Consider the following 17,661-nt stretch of genomic DNA (forward strand, 5'->3'; position numbering starts at 1 on the left):
CCTCCCCGCCGCAAGGCCGGGGATTCCAAGAGCGACTACCGCACGAGGAGATAGTCGCTTTGAGGTTCACGGTTCGTGGGCTCACCCAACGGCGGGCCTCCCCGTGCGGTCACGGCATGCCCTGCCGCGATTCGAATATTCAGCGCCGCGTTCACATCGGCGTTGCAGGCGAAACCACAGGACCGGCACCGGAAGACGGCTTGGCTCTCGCGCGCCTCCCGATCCACGACCCCGCACGCCGAACAACGCTGACTGGTGAAACGCGAATCGACCTTCACCACCCGCTCCGGAGCCTTCTGCCCCAGCCGAGTCACGAGCAGGCCCCACCCATTGACCAGTGCCCCGGTTCAGGCCCGTCTTCTGCCGCACACCCCGACCGGGTGCCTCGACCGTGACCTTCGCCGATCGGGTCATGTTGGCGATCTTGAGGTCCTCCACCGCGATCACATCGAACTCCCGGGCCAGACGGGTGCTGGTCTTCTCCACCCAGTCCTTGCGCCGGTCGGCCTCGCGGGCCATGAGCTTCGCTATCGCAGTCTTGACCTTGCCGCGCCGGCTGGAACCGCGTTGGGCCCGGGCAAGCTTGCGTTTCAGCCGTAAGAGCCGAGCCATTTCGGCACCGCGCAACGCCGGTACAGACAGCAGTTCCCCGGTGGACAACGCGGCCGAAATCACGACACCGCGATCCACACCCACCACCGCACCCGTGCCCGGTCCGGCGATGGGTTCAGGCACCGCGGTAAACGCCACGTGCCAACGACCCGCCCGGTCCCGGGTGACGCGGTAGGACTTCACCCCGTAGGGGATCGCGCGCGACCAGCGGAACCGTACCCAACCGACCTTCGGGATCCGCACCTCACCGACCTTGCGCGAAACACGGCGCACATCGCCTGCCGTGACCGCCACGATCCGGAAGCCCTCGCTCCGTCCGCGCTTTCGCCAAGTGGGCCGCCGGTGGGTTCGGCCGAAGAAGTTCGCCATGGCCTGGTCGAAGTCCTTCAACGCCTGCTGCTGAACAATCACCGACCCGGCCGCCAACCACGGGTTCGCTGCCCGAGCTTGCGTCAACTGGCGGCACTGCTCGGTGTACCCAGGCGCCGCCCTGCGATCCGGTCGCCAATGCGCGTGCTGCTCCACGGCTAGATTCCACACGTATCGGGCATGTGCGCAGTGCTCCAGCAGCGCCCGCTCCTGCGCGGGAGTCGGCTGAAGACGGAACCTGGGCATGCCGAGCAACCTACCGATCACCACCGACAAACCCTGGGACGAAGGTGAGACCACTGCTCGGGCCGCCCAGGTCATGGCCCCTGCGGGAGGCGATTCCTCTCCAGCGGGGACACCTCGGCATTCAAGAGAGCTCCTCGTGAGGTTTCGGCGGGACCCGAACGTGGCTAACCTGATCGACAAGGCGTGATGCGACGACCAGGATCGAGGTGGCCTGCATGCGGATCTCCGATGTGTTGCGTGTCAAAGGTGCGAAGGTGGCCACGGTCGATCCTGGGACGTCGGTGGCCGGGCTGATCAGAGCGCTGGCCGAGCACAACGTCGGCGCCCTCGTGGTGGTCGACGCCGACTCGGTCGTCGGGATCGTCTCCGAGCGCGACATCGTGCGCAGGCTCGATGAGCGCGGCGGCGATCTGCTGAACGCGACCGTGGCTGACATCATGACTATGGACGTGTTCACCTGTGGTCCGGAGGAGAGCGTCGACGCCCTCGCCGAGACCATGACCGACCGCCGGATCCGCCACATGCCAGTGGTGGTCGAGGGCAAGCTCGTCGGCATCGTCAGCATCGGCGACGTCGTGAAGACCCGCATCAGCCAGTTGGAGACCGCCCGCGACCAGCTCCAGTCCTACATAGCCCAAGGGTGACCTTTTGGCTTCAGAGATCGAGCGCCTTCTCGCAGGCGCGCACCACGATCCCCATTCGGTGCTAGGCGTCCATCCGGACCCGAGCAGACCAGGAGGGGCGGTGGTGCGGACACTGCGTCCGCACGCCACCGCCGTGACCGCCCTGGTCGGGCCGGACAGACACGACCTGGCGGAGATCGCGGAAGGGCTGTTCGAGTCCGAGCTGCCCGCGCTGCCCGACGAGTACCGGCTCGAGATCGGCTATGGCGAGGACACGCGCGTCGTGGACGACCCGTACCGCTGGCTGCCCACCCTCGGCGAACTGGACCTCCACCTGTTCGGCGAGGGCAGGCACGAGCGGCTGTGGGAGATCCTCGGCGCGCACCCGCGCTCCTACGACACCCCGCTCGGCACGGTCACCGGCACCTCGTTCGCGGTGTGGGCGCCGACCGCGCGCGGGGTGCGGGTGTGTGGCGACTTCGACGGCTGGGACGGCCGGGCGACGCCGATGCGCTCGCTGGGCTCCTCCGGCGTGTGGGAGCTGTTCATTCCCGGGGTCGAGCCCGGCACGCGCTACAAGTTCCGCATCCACGGCGCGGACGGGGCGTGGCACGAGAAGGCCGACCCGATGGCCTTCGCCACGGAGCTCCCGCCCGCGACCGCGTCCGTGGTGTCCACATCGGACTATGAGTGGACCGACGCGGACTGGCTGGCGACCCGGGACGCCACCGACTGGAGCGCGGCGCCGATGAGCGTCTACGAGGTGCACCTCGGCTCATGGCGTCAGGGCTTGAACTACCGCGATCTCGCCGTGCACCTCGGCGACTACCTCGTCGAGCACAACTTCACCCATGTGGAGCTGCTGCCGGTGGCCGAGCACCCGTTCGGCGGGTCCTGGGGCTACCAGGTCACCTCGTACTACGCGCCGACCGCCAGGTTCGGCACCCCCGACGAGTTCCGCCACTTCGTCGACGAACTGCACAAGCGCGGCATCGGCGTGCTGGTCGACTGGGTGCCCGCGCACTTCCCGCGCGACATCTGGGCGCTCGCCCGGTTCGACGGCGGTCCCCTCTACGAACACAGCGACCCACGCCGCGGCGAGCAGCCCGACTGGGGCACGCTGGTGTTCGACTTCGGCCGCCCCGAGGTCCGCAATTTCCTCGTGGCCAACGCGCTGTACTGGATCGAGGAGTTCCACATCGACGGCCTGCGGGTCGACGCGGTGGCCTCGATGCTCTACCTCGACTACTCGCGCAAGGACGGTGAGTGGCTGCCCAACATCCACGGCGGCCGGGAGAACCTCGACGCGGTGAAGTTCCTGCAGGAGCTCAACGCGACCGTCTACAAGCACCACCCCGGCACCTTGATGATCGCCGAGGAGTCCACCGCGTGGCCGGGCGTGACCAGGCCGACGCACCTGGGCGGGCTCGGGTTCGGGTTCAAGTGGAACATGGGGTGGATGAACGACACGCTGCGCTACATCGGGCACGACCCGGTGCACCGCGCGTTCCACCACAACGAGATGACGTTCTCGCTGATGTACGCGTGGAGCGAGAACTTCGTCCTGCCGCTGTCGCACGACGAGGTCGTGCACGGCAAGGGTTCACTGTGGACCCGGATGCCCGGCGACGACTGGAACAAGGCCGCGGGCCTGCGCGCGCTGCTGGCCTACATGTGGGCGCACCCGGGCAAGCAGCTGCTGTTCATGGGCTGCGAGTTCGGCCAGGTCCGCGAGTGGTCGGAAAACCGCTCCCTGGACTGGGAGCTGACCGGCGAGCGGCTGCACGGCGGCGTGCAGGCCCTGGTGTCCGACATGAACGCCGTCTACCGCGACCAGCCCGCGCTCTACGCCGACGACACCCGGCCCGAAGGCTTCTCGTGGATCGATGCCAACGACTCGGCGGGCAACGTGCTCAGCTTCGCCCGCCGCTGCGGTGAACACGAGCTGGTGTGCGTCGCGAACTTCTCCGGCGCACCCCACCACGACTACCGCGTCGGCATGCCGCGCGCGGGCCGGTGGCGCGAAGTGCTCAACACCGACGCCACCGGATACGGCGGCTCCGGCGTCGGCAACCACGGCGGCGTCGAGGCCACGGCGACACCCTGGCACGGCCGTCCGGCGTCGGCGGTCCTGCAGCTCCCGCCGCAGGGCGTCGTCTGGTTCACACCCGAGTAGCCGGTTCATCGTTCGCCTGGTGCGCGGCTCAGGCACACTGGGCTGGTGCGCCTGCCCATCGCTGTTGGTCGACCCGTTCCGGTGCTGTTGGCATTGGCTCTGGCCGCGACGGTCACGGCGTGCACGAGCGCGATCCCGGGAAAGGCCACCAGCCAGGGTTCCGTGGTCTCCCGAGAGGACCCGAACCAGCCGGGCGGGGTCGATCCGTCCTTCGTGGAGAACACCGACAACGGTGAGATCGACCGGCTCGCCGCGACGGTGATCACCGATGTGCGGACCTACTGGACCGAGCAGTTCCCGAAGACGTTCGGCGAGGAGTTCAACGACCTCAAGGGCGGCTATTTCTCCGTCGACACCGCCGACGCCGACAGCGACGCGCCACCGTGCGCGGACAAGGCCGACGAGGTGGAGGGCAACGCCTTCTACTGCCCGACAGCCGACGTCATCGCCTGGGACCGGGCCGCGCTGCTGCCGGTGCTGCGCGACCGGTTCGGCGAGGCGGCGGTGATGCTGGTGCTCGCCCACGAGATGGGCCACGCGGTGCAGAACCGCACGGGCGTCGGCCTCGACGCGCGCAAGGCGAACCCGAGCAAGTTCCCGACGATCCTGATCGAGGCGATGGCCGACTGCTACGCCGGTTCGTTCGTCCGCTGGGTCGCCGACGGCAAGGCCAAGCACCTGAACATCGCCAAGGAGCGGCTGGACTCGGCGCTGGAGTCGCTCATCAGCTTCCGCGACCCGATCGGCACCGAGCAGACCGACCGCGGCGCGCACGGCGACGCCTTCGACCGGGTGTCGGCGTTCCAGGACGGCTACGAGAAGGGCGTCGACCTGTGCGCCAAGATGACGGTCGACAACCGCACGTTCACCCTGAGCGGGTTCATCGACGCCGGTGACCAGGCGCGCGGCGGGAACCTGCGGTTCGACCAGATCGTGCAGTCGATCTCGCCCGGGCTCAACACGTACTTCTCCACCCTGATGACCAAGTCGGGCAAGACCTGGGTCGAGCCGAAGATCACGACGGTCGACGACGCGCCCGAGTGCGGGGGCGGCGAGCAGGGGCCCGTCGCGTTCTGCGGGGACGGCGGGGCCCTGGAGATGGACGGCAAGAAGGAGCTGCCGGAGATCCACATCGAGATCGGCGACTACGCGACCGGCGCGCTGCTCGCGAGCCGCTACGGGCTGGCCGCGCTCGCCGCGGCGGGCAAGCCCGTGGAGGGGCCCGACGCCCAGCGCTCGGCGGTGTGCCTGGCCGGGTCGTTCACCGGGTCCCTGTTCAGCGCGGAGCAGCGCTTCCTGTCCCCCGGCGATCTCGACGAGGCCATCCAGGTACTCCTCGACTACGACTACGCCGCCCGCGACGCCAAGGGCGACGCGATCGACGCGGGCTTCGACCGGGTGATCGCCTTCCGCGAAGGCTTCACCGGAGGCGGCGAGAAGTGCGGCCTGAGCTGAAAAGGGCGGATCACCGCACGGTGGTTCGGACTCGGCAGTAGGGTGCAGCCAGGATGGACTGCCAGGTCCCCGGGGCCGGCGCGAGTTGAAGTGTGGGGAATGACGGGTGCGTATCAGAGTCGCGTTGGCGCTCACCGCCGCGGTGATCATGGCAGCTCAGGTCGGCGGCTGCGCGGGCAAGCCGATCACCGGCAAGGCACGCGCCGTCGGTGAGATCGACGCGGGCACCGCGGCGGGCATCCCGATCGACAACAGCCGCCCCAGCGGACCGAAGCAGGGCGTCGAGGACGCGAAGTTCCCGGTGGAGAACGCCGACAACGGCGAGATGGACCGCCTGGCGATGAACGCCGTGAGCGACATCTACGACTACTGGGCCGAGAAGATGCCCGCCGAGTTCGAGGGTCAGAAGTTCGAGCCGCTGCACCGACTGGTGTCCTACGACTCCAACGGCAAGCCCGTGAAGGTCTGCAACACCTCGACGGCGAAGCTGGTCAACGCCTTCTACTGCAGCCTCGACGACAGCGTGGCGTGGGACCGCGGTGTGCTGCTGCCGATGCTGGACAAGCAGTTCGGGCCGATGTCGGTGGTGACGGTGCTCGCCCACGAGATGGGCCACGCCGTGCAGTTCCGCCTGGGCGCGAAGAGCAACGTCAACCGAAGCACGCCGACGATCATCAAGGAACAGCAGGCCGACTGCTACACCGGTTCGTTCTTCCGGCACGTCGCCGAGGGCAAGGCCAAGCACTTCGACATCAACGTGGGCGACGGCCTCAACCAGGTCCTCGCCACGATGTTCTTCATCCGCGACCCGGCGGGCGAGTCGGCGAACAAGCAGGGCGCCCACGGTCTGGCCTTCGACCGCGTCTTCGCGTTCCAGGCGGGCTTCACCGAGGGCCCGCGCCGCTGCGCGAAGATGAACCAGGACGAGATCAACAGCCGCATCGCCGAGAAGGAACGCGACCCGCAGGACAAGCAAGCAGGCGGCCAGGTCGAGATCAGCGACAAGCGGATCATGACCAAGCTCGAGGAGAGCCTCGCCGAGGCGTTCAAGCGCACCGGCGCCGCGATGCCGAAGATCAAGGACAACGGCGCCACGTGCGCCGACGGCTCGTCCACCCCGCCCGCGACCTACTGCCCGGACGAGAACATCGTCGCCATCGATCTCGCCGCGCTGAAGAAGATCGCGACGCCGCCCAAGCGCGGCGAACCCGGCCTCGACACCGGCATCGGCGACTTCGCGGCGTTCGCTGAGATCGCCTCCCGGTACTCGCTGGCGATCCAGAAGTCGGTGGGCGCGTCGCTCGAGGGCGACAAGGCGGGCCTGCGCACCGCCTGCCTGACCGGGGCGTGGGCGGCCTTCACCGTCGACAAGACACCCAACGACGGCGACGAGAAACTCCACATCGCGGTGGGCGACCTCGACGAGGCGGTGGCCGAACTGCTGCTGGAGAAGAGCCTCATCGCCGCCGACGCCAAGGGCAAGCACGTCCCCTCCGGCTTCGCCCGGGTGGAAGCCTTCCGCGTCGGCTACTTCGACGGCGACAAGGGCTGCGCCAACCAGTTCAGCTGACCCGACGCTTCGCGAACGGCCTGCCGGTGATCCGCACCGGCAGGCCGTTTCGCGTTTCGGTGCCGCGAGCAGAATCTGACCACATCTTGTATGAAGATGTCCATTATTCCGAGTTTTCAGTCATCTCTTGACAGCACCGCCCCAAGGTCGACAAAGTCGGGGCCGTCCCTACCGCCGCGAGCCGAGCGCGAAACACGTGACTGAGGAGTGGTGCCCCCATGCCCGAAATGCCCCCTGTCTCCCGACGATCGCTCCTTGGCGGCCTGGCCGCGGGCGGCGCGCTCACCGCGCTGGGCGGCGCCGCGCAGGCGCAGGGCGCGGCGGAACCGGCCCGCGAGCGCGGTCAGACCACGATGATCGGCACGCCCTTCGAGCCGCACCGCACGGTGCGGGTCGGCGTGATCGGGCTCGGCAACCGCGGCATGGGGATGCTCAGCGGCTGGGCGGCCGTGCCCGGCTGTGTCGTGACAGCGGTGTGCGACGTGCGCGCGGACCGCGCCACCCGCGCCGCCGACCGGCTCGTGGCGTTGGGCAAGCCGCGCCCAGCCGAGGTCACTTCCTTCCAGCGCCTGGTGGACCGCGACGACGTGGACTTCGTCTACATCGCCACGCCCTGGGAATTCCACTACACACAAGGGAAAGCGGCGCTGGTCGCGGGCAAGCACGTCGGCGTCGAACTGCCGATCGCCACCGAGACCGCGCAGCTGTGGGACCTCGTCAACACCTCGGAGATCACCCGCAAGCACCTGTTGCTGATGGAGAACTGCAGCTACGGGCGCAACGAGTTGGCGATGCTCAAGATGGCCCACCAGGGACGCTTCGGCGAGATCACCAACGGACACGGCGGCTACCTGCACGACCTGCGCTCGCTGCTGTTCTCCGACACGTACTACACCGACGCCTGGCGGCGGAAGTGGCACACGCGCAGCGTCGCGAGCCTCTACCCGATGCACGGCCTGGCACCCATCGCGGCCTGCATGGACATCAACCGCGGCGACCGCATGACCACCCTGCGCGCGACAGCGACCGCCCCACGCGGCCTCGCCGACTACCGCGAACGCCACATCCCCAAGTCCCACCCGTCCTGGAACGAGACCTACGTCAACGGCGACCTGATCACCTGCCTGATCGGCACCGAACACGGCCGGATAATCCGCGCTGAACACGATGTCAGCTCGCCACGGCCGTACAGCCGCATCAACAGCCTGGCGGGCACCCGCGGCATCGTCGAGGACTACCCGGCCCGCGTCTACCTCGAACCAGAGCACGGCAACCACGCCTGGCAGGACTTCCGCCCGTACCGCGACACCCACGACCACTGGCTGTGGAAGAAGATCGGCGACGACGCGGCCAACAACGGCGGCCACGGCGGGATGGACTACGTCCTGCAGTGGCGAATCGTGCAGCAGATGCGGGCGGGCTTGGTCCCCGACATCGACGTCTACGACTCGGCGGCGTGGTGCGCGGCCATCCCGCTGAGTGCGGTGTCGCTGCGGGCAGGCGGCAGGCCGGTGGGTGTCCCGGACTTCACCCGAGGGCTCTGGTCCCGCCCCCGCGCGGGTCTTGATTCGCAACCGTCGGAAATGCCACCGGTGTAGACGAAAAGCGCCGGTCGGGTGGATGAACCCGACCGGCGCTTTCGCATGTCTTCAGCGGCTAGTAGAGCGCGCTGGCCAGATCCCGTCGGGCCTTCATCACGCGAGGGTCGTCCGCCGGGAACAGGTCGAACAGCGACACCAAGTGCGTCCGCGCCTTGTCCCGGTCGTCCCCCGCCGTCCGCCGAACCGTGTTGATCAGCCGAGCGAAGGCCTGCTCCGCCTGCTGGCCTGCCAGTTCCAGGTCCGCCGCCGCCACCTGTGCGTCCACGTCGTCCGGGGACATGTCCGCCCGGACGATCACCGACGGGTCGTGGGACTCCGTGCGCGCCAGGAACTTGACCTGGGCGAGTGCCGCCTTGGCCTCCTCGTTCGCCGGTTCGGCGTCGAGGATCGACTGGTAGCCGGCTTCCGCGGCCGCGTAGTCGCCCTGTTCGAAAGCCCGTTCGGCGACGAGGAAACGCTCATCCTCGGGTTCCGGCTCGGGGGCCGACGCCTCGGGGGCGCCTTCCTCGGCGGCGCGGATGGCGGGCATGCGGTCGCGCAGGGCGTCCAGGAGGCCGCCGATCCACTGGCGCAGGCGCGGCTCCGGGGGCACCTCGGCGAAGGCTTCCACCGGCTGGCCGGCGGCGATGGCGATGACCATCGGCACCGACTGCGCGCCGAAGAGCTGGGCCACCCGGGGGCTGGCGTCGACATCGACCTTCGCCAGGCGCCAGGCGCCGTTGGATTCGGCGACAAGCCGGTCGAGCAGGGCGACGAGCTGCTCCGACGGCACCGACCAACTGGCGTGCAGGGCGACGACGACGGGGACTTCCATCGACCGTTCGACGACGTCGTTCTGGAACGTCGCCTCGGTCACCTGGGAGGTGAACGCGCCACCCGCCGCCGCGGCGGCGGGGGCGCCTGCCTGCGGAGCCCTGGTGGTGGCGTCCGCTCTGGCCTTGAGTGCGGAAAGGTCGACGGCCCTGGAGAGGGCGGCCGACAGAGCTGCGGTCTGGCGTGGATCAGGCCTGGTCACGTTCTTATCCTGGCATGGGTGTCTTGGCGGCGTCCGCGCCACACCCCTAGCTCCCGGCCATCTCGGCCAACGCGGTCTCCGGCGCTAGCCCCATCGGGTTGACCCGCATCGCCTCGTTCTGCCTGGTGATCCGCAGTGACAGCGGTGCGAGCAGCTCCACCAGCCGGGTCGTGCCCTGCTCGCCGAGCTGTGTCCACGGCGTGGACGCCGCCTCGTCGGTGAGCGCCTCGACGGTCTCCCGCAGGTCCCGGCCGTCGGCGGTCAGCCCGCTGTCGTCGATCAGGTCGCGTTCGCGCAGGCGGTCCTCGGCGGCGGTCCACTCGTCCTGGGGCCAGTTGCGGGCCTTGCGCATGTACTCCGGGGTCATCCCGTTGTCGGCGGCGAAGAGGACCAGCGTCTCGCACGGGTCGAGGCCCGCGGTGATGAGCGCGGCGACATGGCCGTCGCCGCGGGACTCGCGCAGGGTCGTCGCGGCCTGCCACAGCGCCAGGTGCGGCTCCTCGGGCAGGTCGAGCGCGGCGTTGGCGGCGGCGAGCGCGCGGCCCGCCGTCGGCGCCCAGCCCGCCGCGGTACGCGCGAGGTCGGCCGCCTCGGCGATCTCCGGGCCGGACACGGCCGCGCCCAGCATCCGGCGCAGCGCGCCGTCCACGCCTGTGAGCCGGGTGCGCAGGAACTCCTCGGGGGACGCGACCGTCCACGCGTCGGGCAGCGCCCGCTCCACCAGCGACGGGTGGAAGTTGTAGAACAGGCTCGTCACCAGCCACGCGGGCGCGGCGCCGAGCGGCGCGGCCCGCATTCCGAAGTAGCCCATCCACCGGCCCTTGCAGCCGAGCGCGTCGGCCGCGGCGATCGACTCGGGGCTGAAGTAGGTGACGGCGTGGTACGGCTCGAAGCACTGCCACAGTCGGCGCGGGTCCATGGCGCCGATCCTAGGAGGTCCCAGCGTCCGCCAAATACTGCTCGACCCTTTCGACCTTCGCCGTGAGCTGCCCGACGTGACCGGGGCGGATGTCGGCCTTGAGCACGAGCCCGACCCGCGGGTACTTCGCGAGCAGGACGTCGGTGGCGCGCTTGACCACGGCCATCACCTCGTCCCACTCCCCCTCGATGGTGGTGAACATGGCCGAGGTCTCGTTGGGCAGCCCGGACTCGCGGACCACCCGCACGGCCTCGGCGACGGCCTCGCCCACGTTCTCGGATTCCCCGCCGAGCGGGCTGACACTGAAGGCGACGAGCACGGTTCACTCCTGTCGTTCGGCGACTTGCCAGGCACACTAGCCAGGTGGTCTCCGACCGCTGGGTCCTGCACGTGGACCTCGACCAGTTCATCGCCGCGGTCGAGGTCCTCCGCAGGCCTGAGCTGCGCGGACTTCCCGTGGTCGTGGGCGGGCAGGGCGATCCCACGCGGCGGGCGGTGGTGGCGACGGCGTCCTATGAGGCGCGCGCGTTCGGCGTCCGGTCCGGCATCCCGCTGAAGCTGGCGGTCAAGCGCTGCCCACAGGCGGTGTTCCTGCCGAGCGATCCAGCGGCGTACACGGCGGCCTCGGCGGAGGTCATGGCCGCGCTGCGCGAGTTCGACGCAGTGGTCGAGGTGCTGGGGTGGGACGAGGCGTTCCTCGGGGTCACCACGGCCGACCCGGTGACCCTGGCCCGCGAGATCCACGACGTGGTGCTCGACCGGACCCGGCTGCACTGCTCGGTGGGCATCGGCGACAACAAGCTGCGGGCCAAGCTCGCCACCGACTTCGGCAAACCCCAGGGCGTCTTCCTGCTCACCGCCGAGAACTGGTTCGAGGTGATGGGCGAGCGCCCGACCGACGCGCTGTGGGGCATCGGCGCCAAGACCGCCCGCAAGCTGACCGAACTCGGTCTGACGACGGTCGCGGACCTGGCTGCCGCCGACCCGGACACGCTGGCCGTGCGGATGGGCCCGACGATCGGCCCGTGGCTGCGCACACTCGGCCTGGGCGCCGGGTCCACGGAGGTCTCGGGCGAGCCATACGTGCCGCGGTCGCACAGCCACGAGACGACGTTCCAGGAGAACCTCACCGACGTCGAGGACATGCGCGCGGCGGTGGTCGAGCTGACCGGGCGGCTCATGGCCGAGGTGAACGCCGACGGCAGGCCGGTGATCCGGGTCGGGGTGAAGGCGCGGTTCGCCCCGTTCTTCACCCAGACCCGCAGCCTCACCCTCGCGGGCCCGACCACCGACCAGGCCGACATCGAGGCCGCGGCCCTGGTCGCCCTGGAGCGGTTCGAGCTGGACAGGCCGGTGCGGCTGCTCGGCGTGCGGGCCGAGTTCACGCCGCCACCGGAGGGCTACTGAGGGCGGCGAGCGGTTCCCGGCTGGTAACTTCTGGCCATGAGCCCCCGCTCCCTGCCGTTCGATCCCATCGCCCGAGCTGCGGATTTGTGGCAGGAGCGGATCGGCGACGCCAAGACCATGGCCGCCGTCACCAGCGTCATGCGAGTCCAGCAGATCCTCCAGTCCGCTGTGGACGGAGCGCTCAAGCCGCACGGGCTGACCTTCGCCCGCTACGAGGCCCTGGTGCTGCTGACGTTCTCCCGCAAGGGCAGCCTCCCGATGCGGGTGATGGGCGAGCGGCTGCAACTGCACCCGACCAGCGTCACCAACATCGTCGACCGGCTCGAGGCCGACGGCCTGGTCAAGCGCACCCCGCACCCCACCGACCGCCGCACCACGCTGGCTGAGATCACCGAGGCGGGCCGTGAGCGGCAGGCGCAGGCCACCGCCGCGGTCACCACCGTGGACTTCGGGCTCAAGGGTCTGACCGAGCGCCAGACCGCGCAGCTCACGGACCTGCTGGCGAAGGTCCGCAAGGCCGCGGGCGACTTCCAGGATTAATCGCAGGTCACCACAGGTAACAGACACCGCACTCTCCGGCGACTCCCTTAGACAGGCTCGCTGCGGAGGCGGATATGTCGACGATCGAGATTCGCGTGCACGGCATCGGTGACCACGACTACTACAGCGCGCTGGGCAGGCCCGCGGTCATGTCGTCCAACGACCGCGCCGACGTCGTACCGCCGCCGATCGTGCCCGCGCACGAGCTGAGACTGGTCAACTGGTCGCGGTCCTCACGCAAGCTGTCCGGCGGCCTGCTGTGGTACCTCGCGTTCCCGTTCACCCTGGCCAACGCCGCGGGCAACATGGGACCTGCCGACGGGGCGTGGGTGAAGCGACTGCTGCGAGCCTCGGTCACGGCGGTCGGGGTGCTGTTGTCGGTCGCCGCCGCGGCCTGGCTGATCGTTTTCGCGGAAACCGTGCTCAAGGTCGTCCCGGCCCCCGACGACACCCGGACATTCGCCCGAGTGATCTCGTTCGGCATCCCGTGCGCCCTGGCCGCGACCATGGTCGTCCGGGCGAAGTGGCGCGGACTGGGCATCCGGCGAGTCGTGCTGTGGCTCAACGTGCTCGCGGTGGTCGGGTTCGGCACCTGGGTCGCGCTGACCCTGCCCGCACAGCGGCTCTACGCCGGCTGGCCATCGCGCGACATCTGTCCGCAACGTGGGGCCGTCCAGTGCTCCTTGCCTGAGGAGCGCCTGGACGCGATGGCGGCGATCGTCGCGGTGACGACTGTCGCCACGTTGCTGATAGTCGTGCTGCTGATGGTGCTGCGGCTGTTCACCGACGCCAAAGCGAGCGTCGCCGGTGCGGCGGCGCTGCTGGCCGTCGCCATGGTCTCCACGCACGCGTTCAGCGCGGTGCTGCGGATGGGGATCGACTGGATCTCCGCGTGGGCGTCCCCGGTGGCCTCGGGCAGGCTCGACACCCTCACCGCCTGGGACCGGGCGCTCATGGCCTACTACGACAAGGGCACGGTGGTGTCGTCACGGCTGGACTACATCGCGGTGTTCGGTGTCATGGCCGCCGCCGCCCTGGTCGCGGCCGCGGTGGTCGCGATTCGAGTCAAGCGGCAGGAGCCGCCGCGCACCCTGGTGGACACCGTGACGGCCAGGCTCGGGTTGATCCTGCTCGGGACGCTCGTGTTCGCGGTCGCGTTCTCCGCCCCACTCGTCGCTGCCCGGGAATGGCTGCTGACCGGCGGACCGGGTGAGGTGGCCGTGCGGTTGATCCACGTGCTGACCGTGGCCACCGTCCTCGCGGTCTTCCTGCGCCACCGCCTGCCCGCGCTGAGCAGGGTGATGGGCCGGTTCGCCGACATCGTCGGGTTCTGGCCGGTGGAACACCATCCACTGGGCGGTGTCTCCTACCGCAAGTCGACCCTCGCCGGAGTCGCCCACGCGGTGGGTGACGCGGAGCGGGTCGTGCTCGTCGGGCACAGCCAGGGATCGGTCGTCTGCGCGTGGTGGCTGGCGAAACACGACGGACCTCTACCAAGGGTGAGCCTGGTCACCTGCGGCTCACCGCTGCACTCGCTCTACCGGACGTACTTTCCCTGCCACTTCACCGAAGCGTTCTTCGCCACCGTGGTCGAGCGAAGCCCCGACTGGAAGAACTTCTGGCGGCCAACCGACCCGATCGCCAGTCCACTCCCCGAAGCGGACAACACCGAACTCGACGATCCACTGGCCTTGGGCCACAGCGACTACTGGATCGACCAGGCGCAGACGACCTGGATCAGCGAGCGGCTGCTAGCCGAGCTGGCGGACGCGGACGGGGTCTAGCTTGCCGGTGCGCAGCGCCCAGCGCTCGAAGACGATGGTGGCCAGCGGCGGGATACTGGACACGAGGGCCCACACCGTCGTCCACCGGTTCCACCGCTGCTCGCGCGCGGTGAAGGCCACGACGACGATGTAGGCGACGAAGACCGCGCCGTGGATCGGGCCGAAGACCTTGACCCCGAACTCGCCGAGGTCGGTCGCGTACTTGAAGAACATGCCGATCAGGAGACCGACCCAGGAGACGGCTTCAGCGAGAGCGACGATGCGCAAACGGCCTGCGGGGGTGTCGAACATGGCTCCAGTGTGGAGCGTGAGCGCGCTCACGCGCCCGCCGGGTGGGCGGTGAGGTCAGCTGTCCTCCCAGGTGAACACCTTGCTCGCGATGAACCCGACGACGAGGGTGAACCCGACGAGCACCGCGCACGGCACCAGCAGCGCCGAGGCGTCCTGGCCGCGGACCAGGAAGTCCATCATCCCGTCGTTCATGTGCCGCAGTGGGAAGGCCTTCGACACGCTCTGCAGCCACGGCGGCGCGGCGTCGATCGGGAAGAACGTGCCGGACAGGAAAGCCATGGGCAGCACGACGATGTTGGCCGCGCCGGTGGCGGCCTCCTCGGTCTTGCAGAACGCGCCGATGAGCATGCCGATGGCGAAGAAGGCCAGGACTCCCAGCAGGAACACGGGAATCGAGAGCCACCACGTGCCGGACAGCCGCAAGCCGAAGATGGGAAGCAGGGCCACACCGACGAACACCAGCGCTTGGACGAACGCGACGGCGATCGTCACGGTCAGCCGCGAGCTGAGCACGGTCGACGGTGTGATGGGCGCCAGCCGCAGCCTTCGCAGCACCTGCTTGCGGCGCCAGTTGACCATCGTCAGCGCCGCGCCGAAGACCGCGGTGACCGCGATGCCCCACGACATGATTCCCGGTGTCAGGTACTGGATCGGCTTGAGTGAGGCGTCTTCGACCTGTTCCGCCGCGAACGCGAAGCGCGGCGGCTGACCGCTCGCCCGCACGTTGAGTTCCTGTGTGACACCGGCCACGAGACCGCGGACGATCCCCGCGCGGGACTGGTCGCTCGCGGCGAAGCGCAGTCGGACGGTGTCTCCAGTGGCTTCGACGAGACCGGGGAGGTCGCCGTCGCGCACCTTCCGCACGCCCACCTCGACCGAGTCGAACCGCTCCAGCTCCACCGCTCCGGTCTGTTCGAGCGCGGCGAGGACCGGGCCGTCGCCGACCGCGCCGATCTTGATCTTCTCCGCGCCCGCGTCGCGGAACAGCAGGCCGAAGATCACCAGGAACATCAGGGGGAAGATGAACGAGAAGAACAGGGTTGCCTTGTCCCGGAAGAACCCTTTGGCCATGGCCTTCGACAGGCTGGTGAACGCGCCGCTCATGCTCGGTACTCCCGCCCGGTCAGGTCGAGGAAGACGTCCTCGAGCGTGGCGGTCCGCACCTGCAGGCCGTCGAGGGTGCCGCGTTCGGCAAGGGTGGAGAGCACGGGAGCCGGGGTGCGGGTGGAGATCGTGAGCGAGACCTCGTCGGCGTGGACGTCGTCCGCGCCCGCGATGGCCCTGGCATCCTCAAGGGACAGTGAGCCCCGTTCGAGGATCACGTGCGTCGGCGCGTCCAGGCCGCGCACGAGCGTGGCGGGCGGGTCCATGGCGAGGATGCGCCCGTGGTCCATGATCGCGACGCGGTCGCAGAGGATCTCGGCCTCGTCGAGGTAGTGCGTGGTGTAGACGATGGTCTTGCCGCGCTCCTGGATCGCGCGAAGCACGTCCCACAGGTTCCGCCGCGCCTGCGGGTCGAGGGCGGCGGTGGGCTCGTCAAGGAAGACGACGTCGGGGTCGTGGACGAGCGCGCAGGCGATCGAGAGGCGCTGGCGCTGGCCGCCGGACAGCTTGTCCTCGCGGGTGTCGGCCTTGTCGGTCAGGCCGACGAGGTCGAGCATCTCCCCCGCGGTCTTCGCGTCGATTCCGTAAAGCGAGGCGAAGGTCTCCAGCTGCTCGCGCGCGGTCAGCTTCTCGAAGAAGGCCGACGCCTGCAGCTGCACGCCGATACGCGGAAGCAGCGCGACGTTGCGTGGGAACGGGTTCTCACCGAGCAGGCGCACGCTCCCGCCGTCGGGCACGCGCAGGCCCTCGACGATCTCCAGCGTGGTCGTCTTGCCCGCGCCGTTCGGACCTAGGATCCCGAAGAACTCACCCTCGGCGACAGTGAAAGACACACCGTCGACGGCTTTGAGTTCCCCATAGGCCTTGTGGATGTCCTCGACCACTATCGCGGGCGGGGTGAGAGTCATACGCGCAAACGTAGTCACGAAGACACAGTCGTGTGGTCGGGAGCGCGCTGTTTGGGCCGGATGGACCCGCCTATGTGGACGCCTGGACGCTCTCGATCAAGGAGTCGGCGGCGGAGTAGGGGTCGACCTCGCCCGCCATCACCCGCTTCGCCAGCCCTTCGAGGGCGTCGCCGTGCACGTCGGCCAGTTTCGCGCGCAGCGATTCGACCGCGATGGCTTCGATCTCGGTGCGGGCGCGGACCGCGCGGCGTTCTTCGAGCTCGCCGTGCTCGGCCATCCAGGTTCGGTGGGTGTCGATCGCCGCGACCACGTCGGTGATGCCCTCCAGGCGGGCGGCGACGGTCTTGACGATCGGCTGACGCCAGCTCGCGCCACGGATCTCCCGGCGCCCCAACGAGATCATGTACTTCAGCTCGCGGACGGTGGTGTCGGCGCCGTCGCGGTCGGCCTTGTTGACGACGAAGACGTCGGCGATCTCGAGGATGCCCGCTTTCGCCGCCTGGATGCCGTCGCCCATGCCGGGGGCGAGCAGGACGATCGTGGTGTCGGCGAGCGCCACGACCTCCACCTCGGACTGGCCGACGCCGACGGTCTCGATGAGGACGACGTCGAACCCGGCCGCGTCGAGCACCCGCAGCGCCTGCGGGGTCGCCCACGCCATGCCGCCGAGGTGGCCGCGGGTGGCCATGGAGCGGATGAACACATCCGGGTCGGTCGCGTGTTCCTGCATCCGGATGCGGTCGCCCAGCAGGGCTCCGCCGGAGAACGGCGACGACGGGTCGATCGCGAGCACACCCACCCGCTTGCCCTGCGCGCGGTAGGCCGCGACGAGGGCCGAGGTGGTCGTGGACTTGCCGACACCCGGCGACCCGGTGAGCCCGATGACCTGGGCCCGCCCGCCGAGGGGCGCCAGCGCCGCGGCCACCTCACGCAGCTGCGGGCTGGCGTCCTCGACGAGAGAGATGAGCCTGGCGACCGCGCGCGGCTCACGCCGCCGCGCACGGTCGACAAGATCTGCTACCTCGACCTGACGGGCCAAGC

16 protein-coding genes and 1 pseudogene are annotated in these 17,661 nt (G+C 69.5%); 8 read left to right on the plus strand and 9 right to left on the minus strand.

The window, feature by feature from the left end; all coding sequences use genetic code 11:
* Positions 1-35: 35 nt before the first annotated feature.
* Positions 36-314, minus strand: a complete 279-nt coding sequence (locus tag GPZ80_RS34050) for a zinc ribbon domain-containing protein (protein WP_376771692.1) — start codon at positions 312-314, stop codon at positions 36-38.
* Positions 315-387: 73 nt separating this feature from the next.
* Positions 388-1,302, minus strand: a pseudogene (locus GPZ80_RS17420) (RNA-guided endonuclease InsQ/TnpB family protein); the annotation flags it as partial.
* Positions 1,303-1,442: 140 nt separating this feature from the next.
* Between GPZ80_RS17420 and GPZ80_RS17425 the strand changes: the two are divergent.
* The 5 genes from GPZ80_RS17425 to GPZ80_RS17445 all read left to right on the plus strand — a co-directional run bounded on the left by GPZ80_RS17425 (position 1,443) and on the right by GPZ80_RS17445 (position 8,649).
* A complete protein-coding gene (locus GPZ80_RS17425; protein WP_187221429.1) occupies positions 1,443-1,871 on the plus strand; it encodes a CBS domain-containing protein in 429 nt (142 codons plus the stop codon).
* Between the two features lie 4 nt (positions 1,872-1,875).
* Complete coding sequence (gene glgB, locus GPZ80_RS17430) at positions 1,876-4,026, plus strand: 1,4-alpha-glucan branching protein GlgB (RefSeq protein WP_187221430.1); 2,151 nt, start codon at positions 1,876-1,878, stop codon at positions 4,024-4,026.
* A gap of 45 nt (positions 4,027-4,071) precedes the next feature.
* Positions 4,072-5,481, plus strand: a complete 1,410-nt coding sequence (locus tag GPZ80_RS17435; protein WP_312880398.1) for a neutral zinc metallopeptidase — start codon at positions 4,072-4,074, stop codon at positions 5,479-5,481.
* A 106-nt stretch (positions 5,482-5,587) separates the two neighbouring features.
* Positions 5,588-7,051, plus strand: coding sequence for a neutral zinc metallopeptidase (locus GPZ80_RS17440; RefSeq protein ID WP_312880400.1), 1,464 nt, complete (start codon positions 5,588-5,590; stop codon positions 7,049-7,051).
* Between the two features lie 218 nt (positions 7,052-7,269).
* The gene (locus GPZ80_RS17445; RefSeq protein WP_187221431.1) at positions 7,270-8,649 is read left to right on the plus strand and encodes a Gfo/Idh/MocA family protein; all 1,380 of its coding nucleotides are present in this window, start codon (positions 7,270-7,272) and stop codon (positions 8,647-8,649) included.
* Between the two features lie 58 nt (positions 8,650-8,707).
* Here the strand turns inward: GPZ80_RS17445 and GPZ80_RS17450 are convergent, their stop codons facing one another.
* Genes GPZ80_RS17450 through GPZ80_RS17460 form a run of 3 tightly spaced genes read right to left on the minus strand, consistent with a single transcriptional unit; the run spans position 8,708 to position 10,905 of the window.
* Positions 8,708-9,667, minus strand: coding sequence for a tetratricopeptide repeat protein (locus GPZ80_RS17450; protein ID WP_187221432.1), 960 nt, complete (start codon positions 9,665-9,667; stop codon positions 8,708-8,710).
* A 46-nt stretch (positions 9,668-9,713) separates the two neighbouring features.
* Complete coding sequence (locus GPZ80_RS17455) at positions 9,714-10,586, minus strand: SCO6745 family protein (RefSeq protein WP_187221433.1); 873 nt, start codon at positions 10,584-10,586, stop codon at positions 9,714-9,716.
* A 10-nt stretch (positions 10,587-10,596) separates the two neighbouring features.
* Positions 10,597-10,905, minus strand: a complete 309-nt coding sequence (locus tag GPZ80_RS17460; RefSeq protein ID WP_187221434.1) for an MTH1187 family thiamine-binding protein — start codon at positions 10,903-10,905, stop codon at positions 10,597-10,599.
* A gap of 44 nt (positions 10,906-10,949) precedes the next feature.
* On the opposite strand from GPZ80_RS17460, the gene GPZ80_RS17465 reads away from it, so the two are divergent.
* The 3 genes from GPZ80_RS17465 to GPZ80_RS17475 all read left to right on the plus strand — a co-directional run bounded on the left by GPZ80_RS17465 (position 10,950) and on the right by GPZ80_RS17475 (position 14,317).
* Positions 10,950-11,993: a DNA polymerase IV gene (locus GPZ80_RS17465; protein WP_187221435.1), complete on the plus strand. Its 1,044-nt coding sequence runs from the start codon at positions 10,950-10,952 to the stop codon at positions 11,991-11,993.
* Positions 11,994-12,029: 36 nt separating this feature from the next.
* Positions 12,030-12,533, plus strand: a complete 504-nt coding sequence (locus GPZ80_RS17470) for a MarR family winged helix-turn-helix transcriptional regulator (protein WP_091370617.1) — start codon at positions 12,030-12,032, stop codon at positions 12,531-12,533.
* Between the two features lie 74 nt (positions 12,534-12,607).
* On the plus strand, positions 12,608-14,317 hold the full coding sequence (locus GPZ80_RS17475) for a hypothetical protein (RefSeq protein ID WP_187221436.1): 1,710 nt from the start codon (positions 12,608-12,610) through the stop codon (positions 14,315-14,317).
* Here GPZ80_RS17475 and GPZ80_RS17480 read toward each other — a convergent pair.
* The 4 genes from GPZ80_RS17480 to meaB all read right to left on the minus strand — a co-directional run bounded on the left by GPZ80_RS17480 (position 14,285) and on the right by meaB (position 17,659).
* Positions 14,285-14,608: a DUF3817 domain-containing protein gene (locus tag GPZ80_RS17480; RefSeq protein WP_187221437.1), complete on the minus strand. Its 324-nt coding sequence runs from the start codon at positions 14,606-14,608 to the stop codon at positions 14,285-14,287. The genes GPZ80_RS17475 and GPZ80_RS17480 overlap by 33 nt on opposite strands.
* A gap of 54 nt (positions 14,609-14,662) precedes the next feature.
* Positions 14,663-15,712 carry an ABC transporter permease gene (locus GPZ80_RS17485; protein ID WP_187221438.1) on the minus strand — a complete coding sequence of 350 codons (1,050 nt, stop codon included), beginning with the start codon at positions 15,710-15,712 and terminating at the stop codon, positions 14,663-14,665.
* Complete coding sequence (locus GPZ80_RS17490; protein WP_187221439.1) at positions 15,709-16,620, minus strand: ABC transporter ATP-binding protein; 912 nt, start codon at positions 16,618-16,620, stop codon at positions 15,709-15,711. Before GPZ80_RS17490 ends, GPZ80_RS17485 begins: the two co-directional genes overlap by 4 nt.
* Positions 16,621-16,690: 70 nt before the next feature.
* Positions 16,691-17,659, minus strand: a complete 969-nt coding sequence (meaB, locus tag GPZ80_RS17495; RefSeq protein WP_187221440.1) for a methylmalonyl Co-A mutase-associated GTPase MeaB — start codon at positions 17,657-17,659, stop codon at positions 16,691-16,693.
* Positions 17,660-17,661: the final 2 nt, after the last annotated feature.

Source organism: Actinokineospora xionganensis (genome assembly GCF_014323725.1).
Taxonomy (GTDB): Bacteria; Actinomycetota; Actinomycetes; order Mycobacteriales; family Pseudonocardiaceae; genus Actinokineospora; species Actinokineospora xionganensis.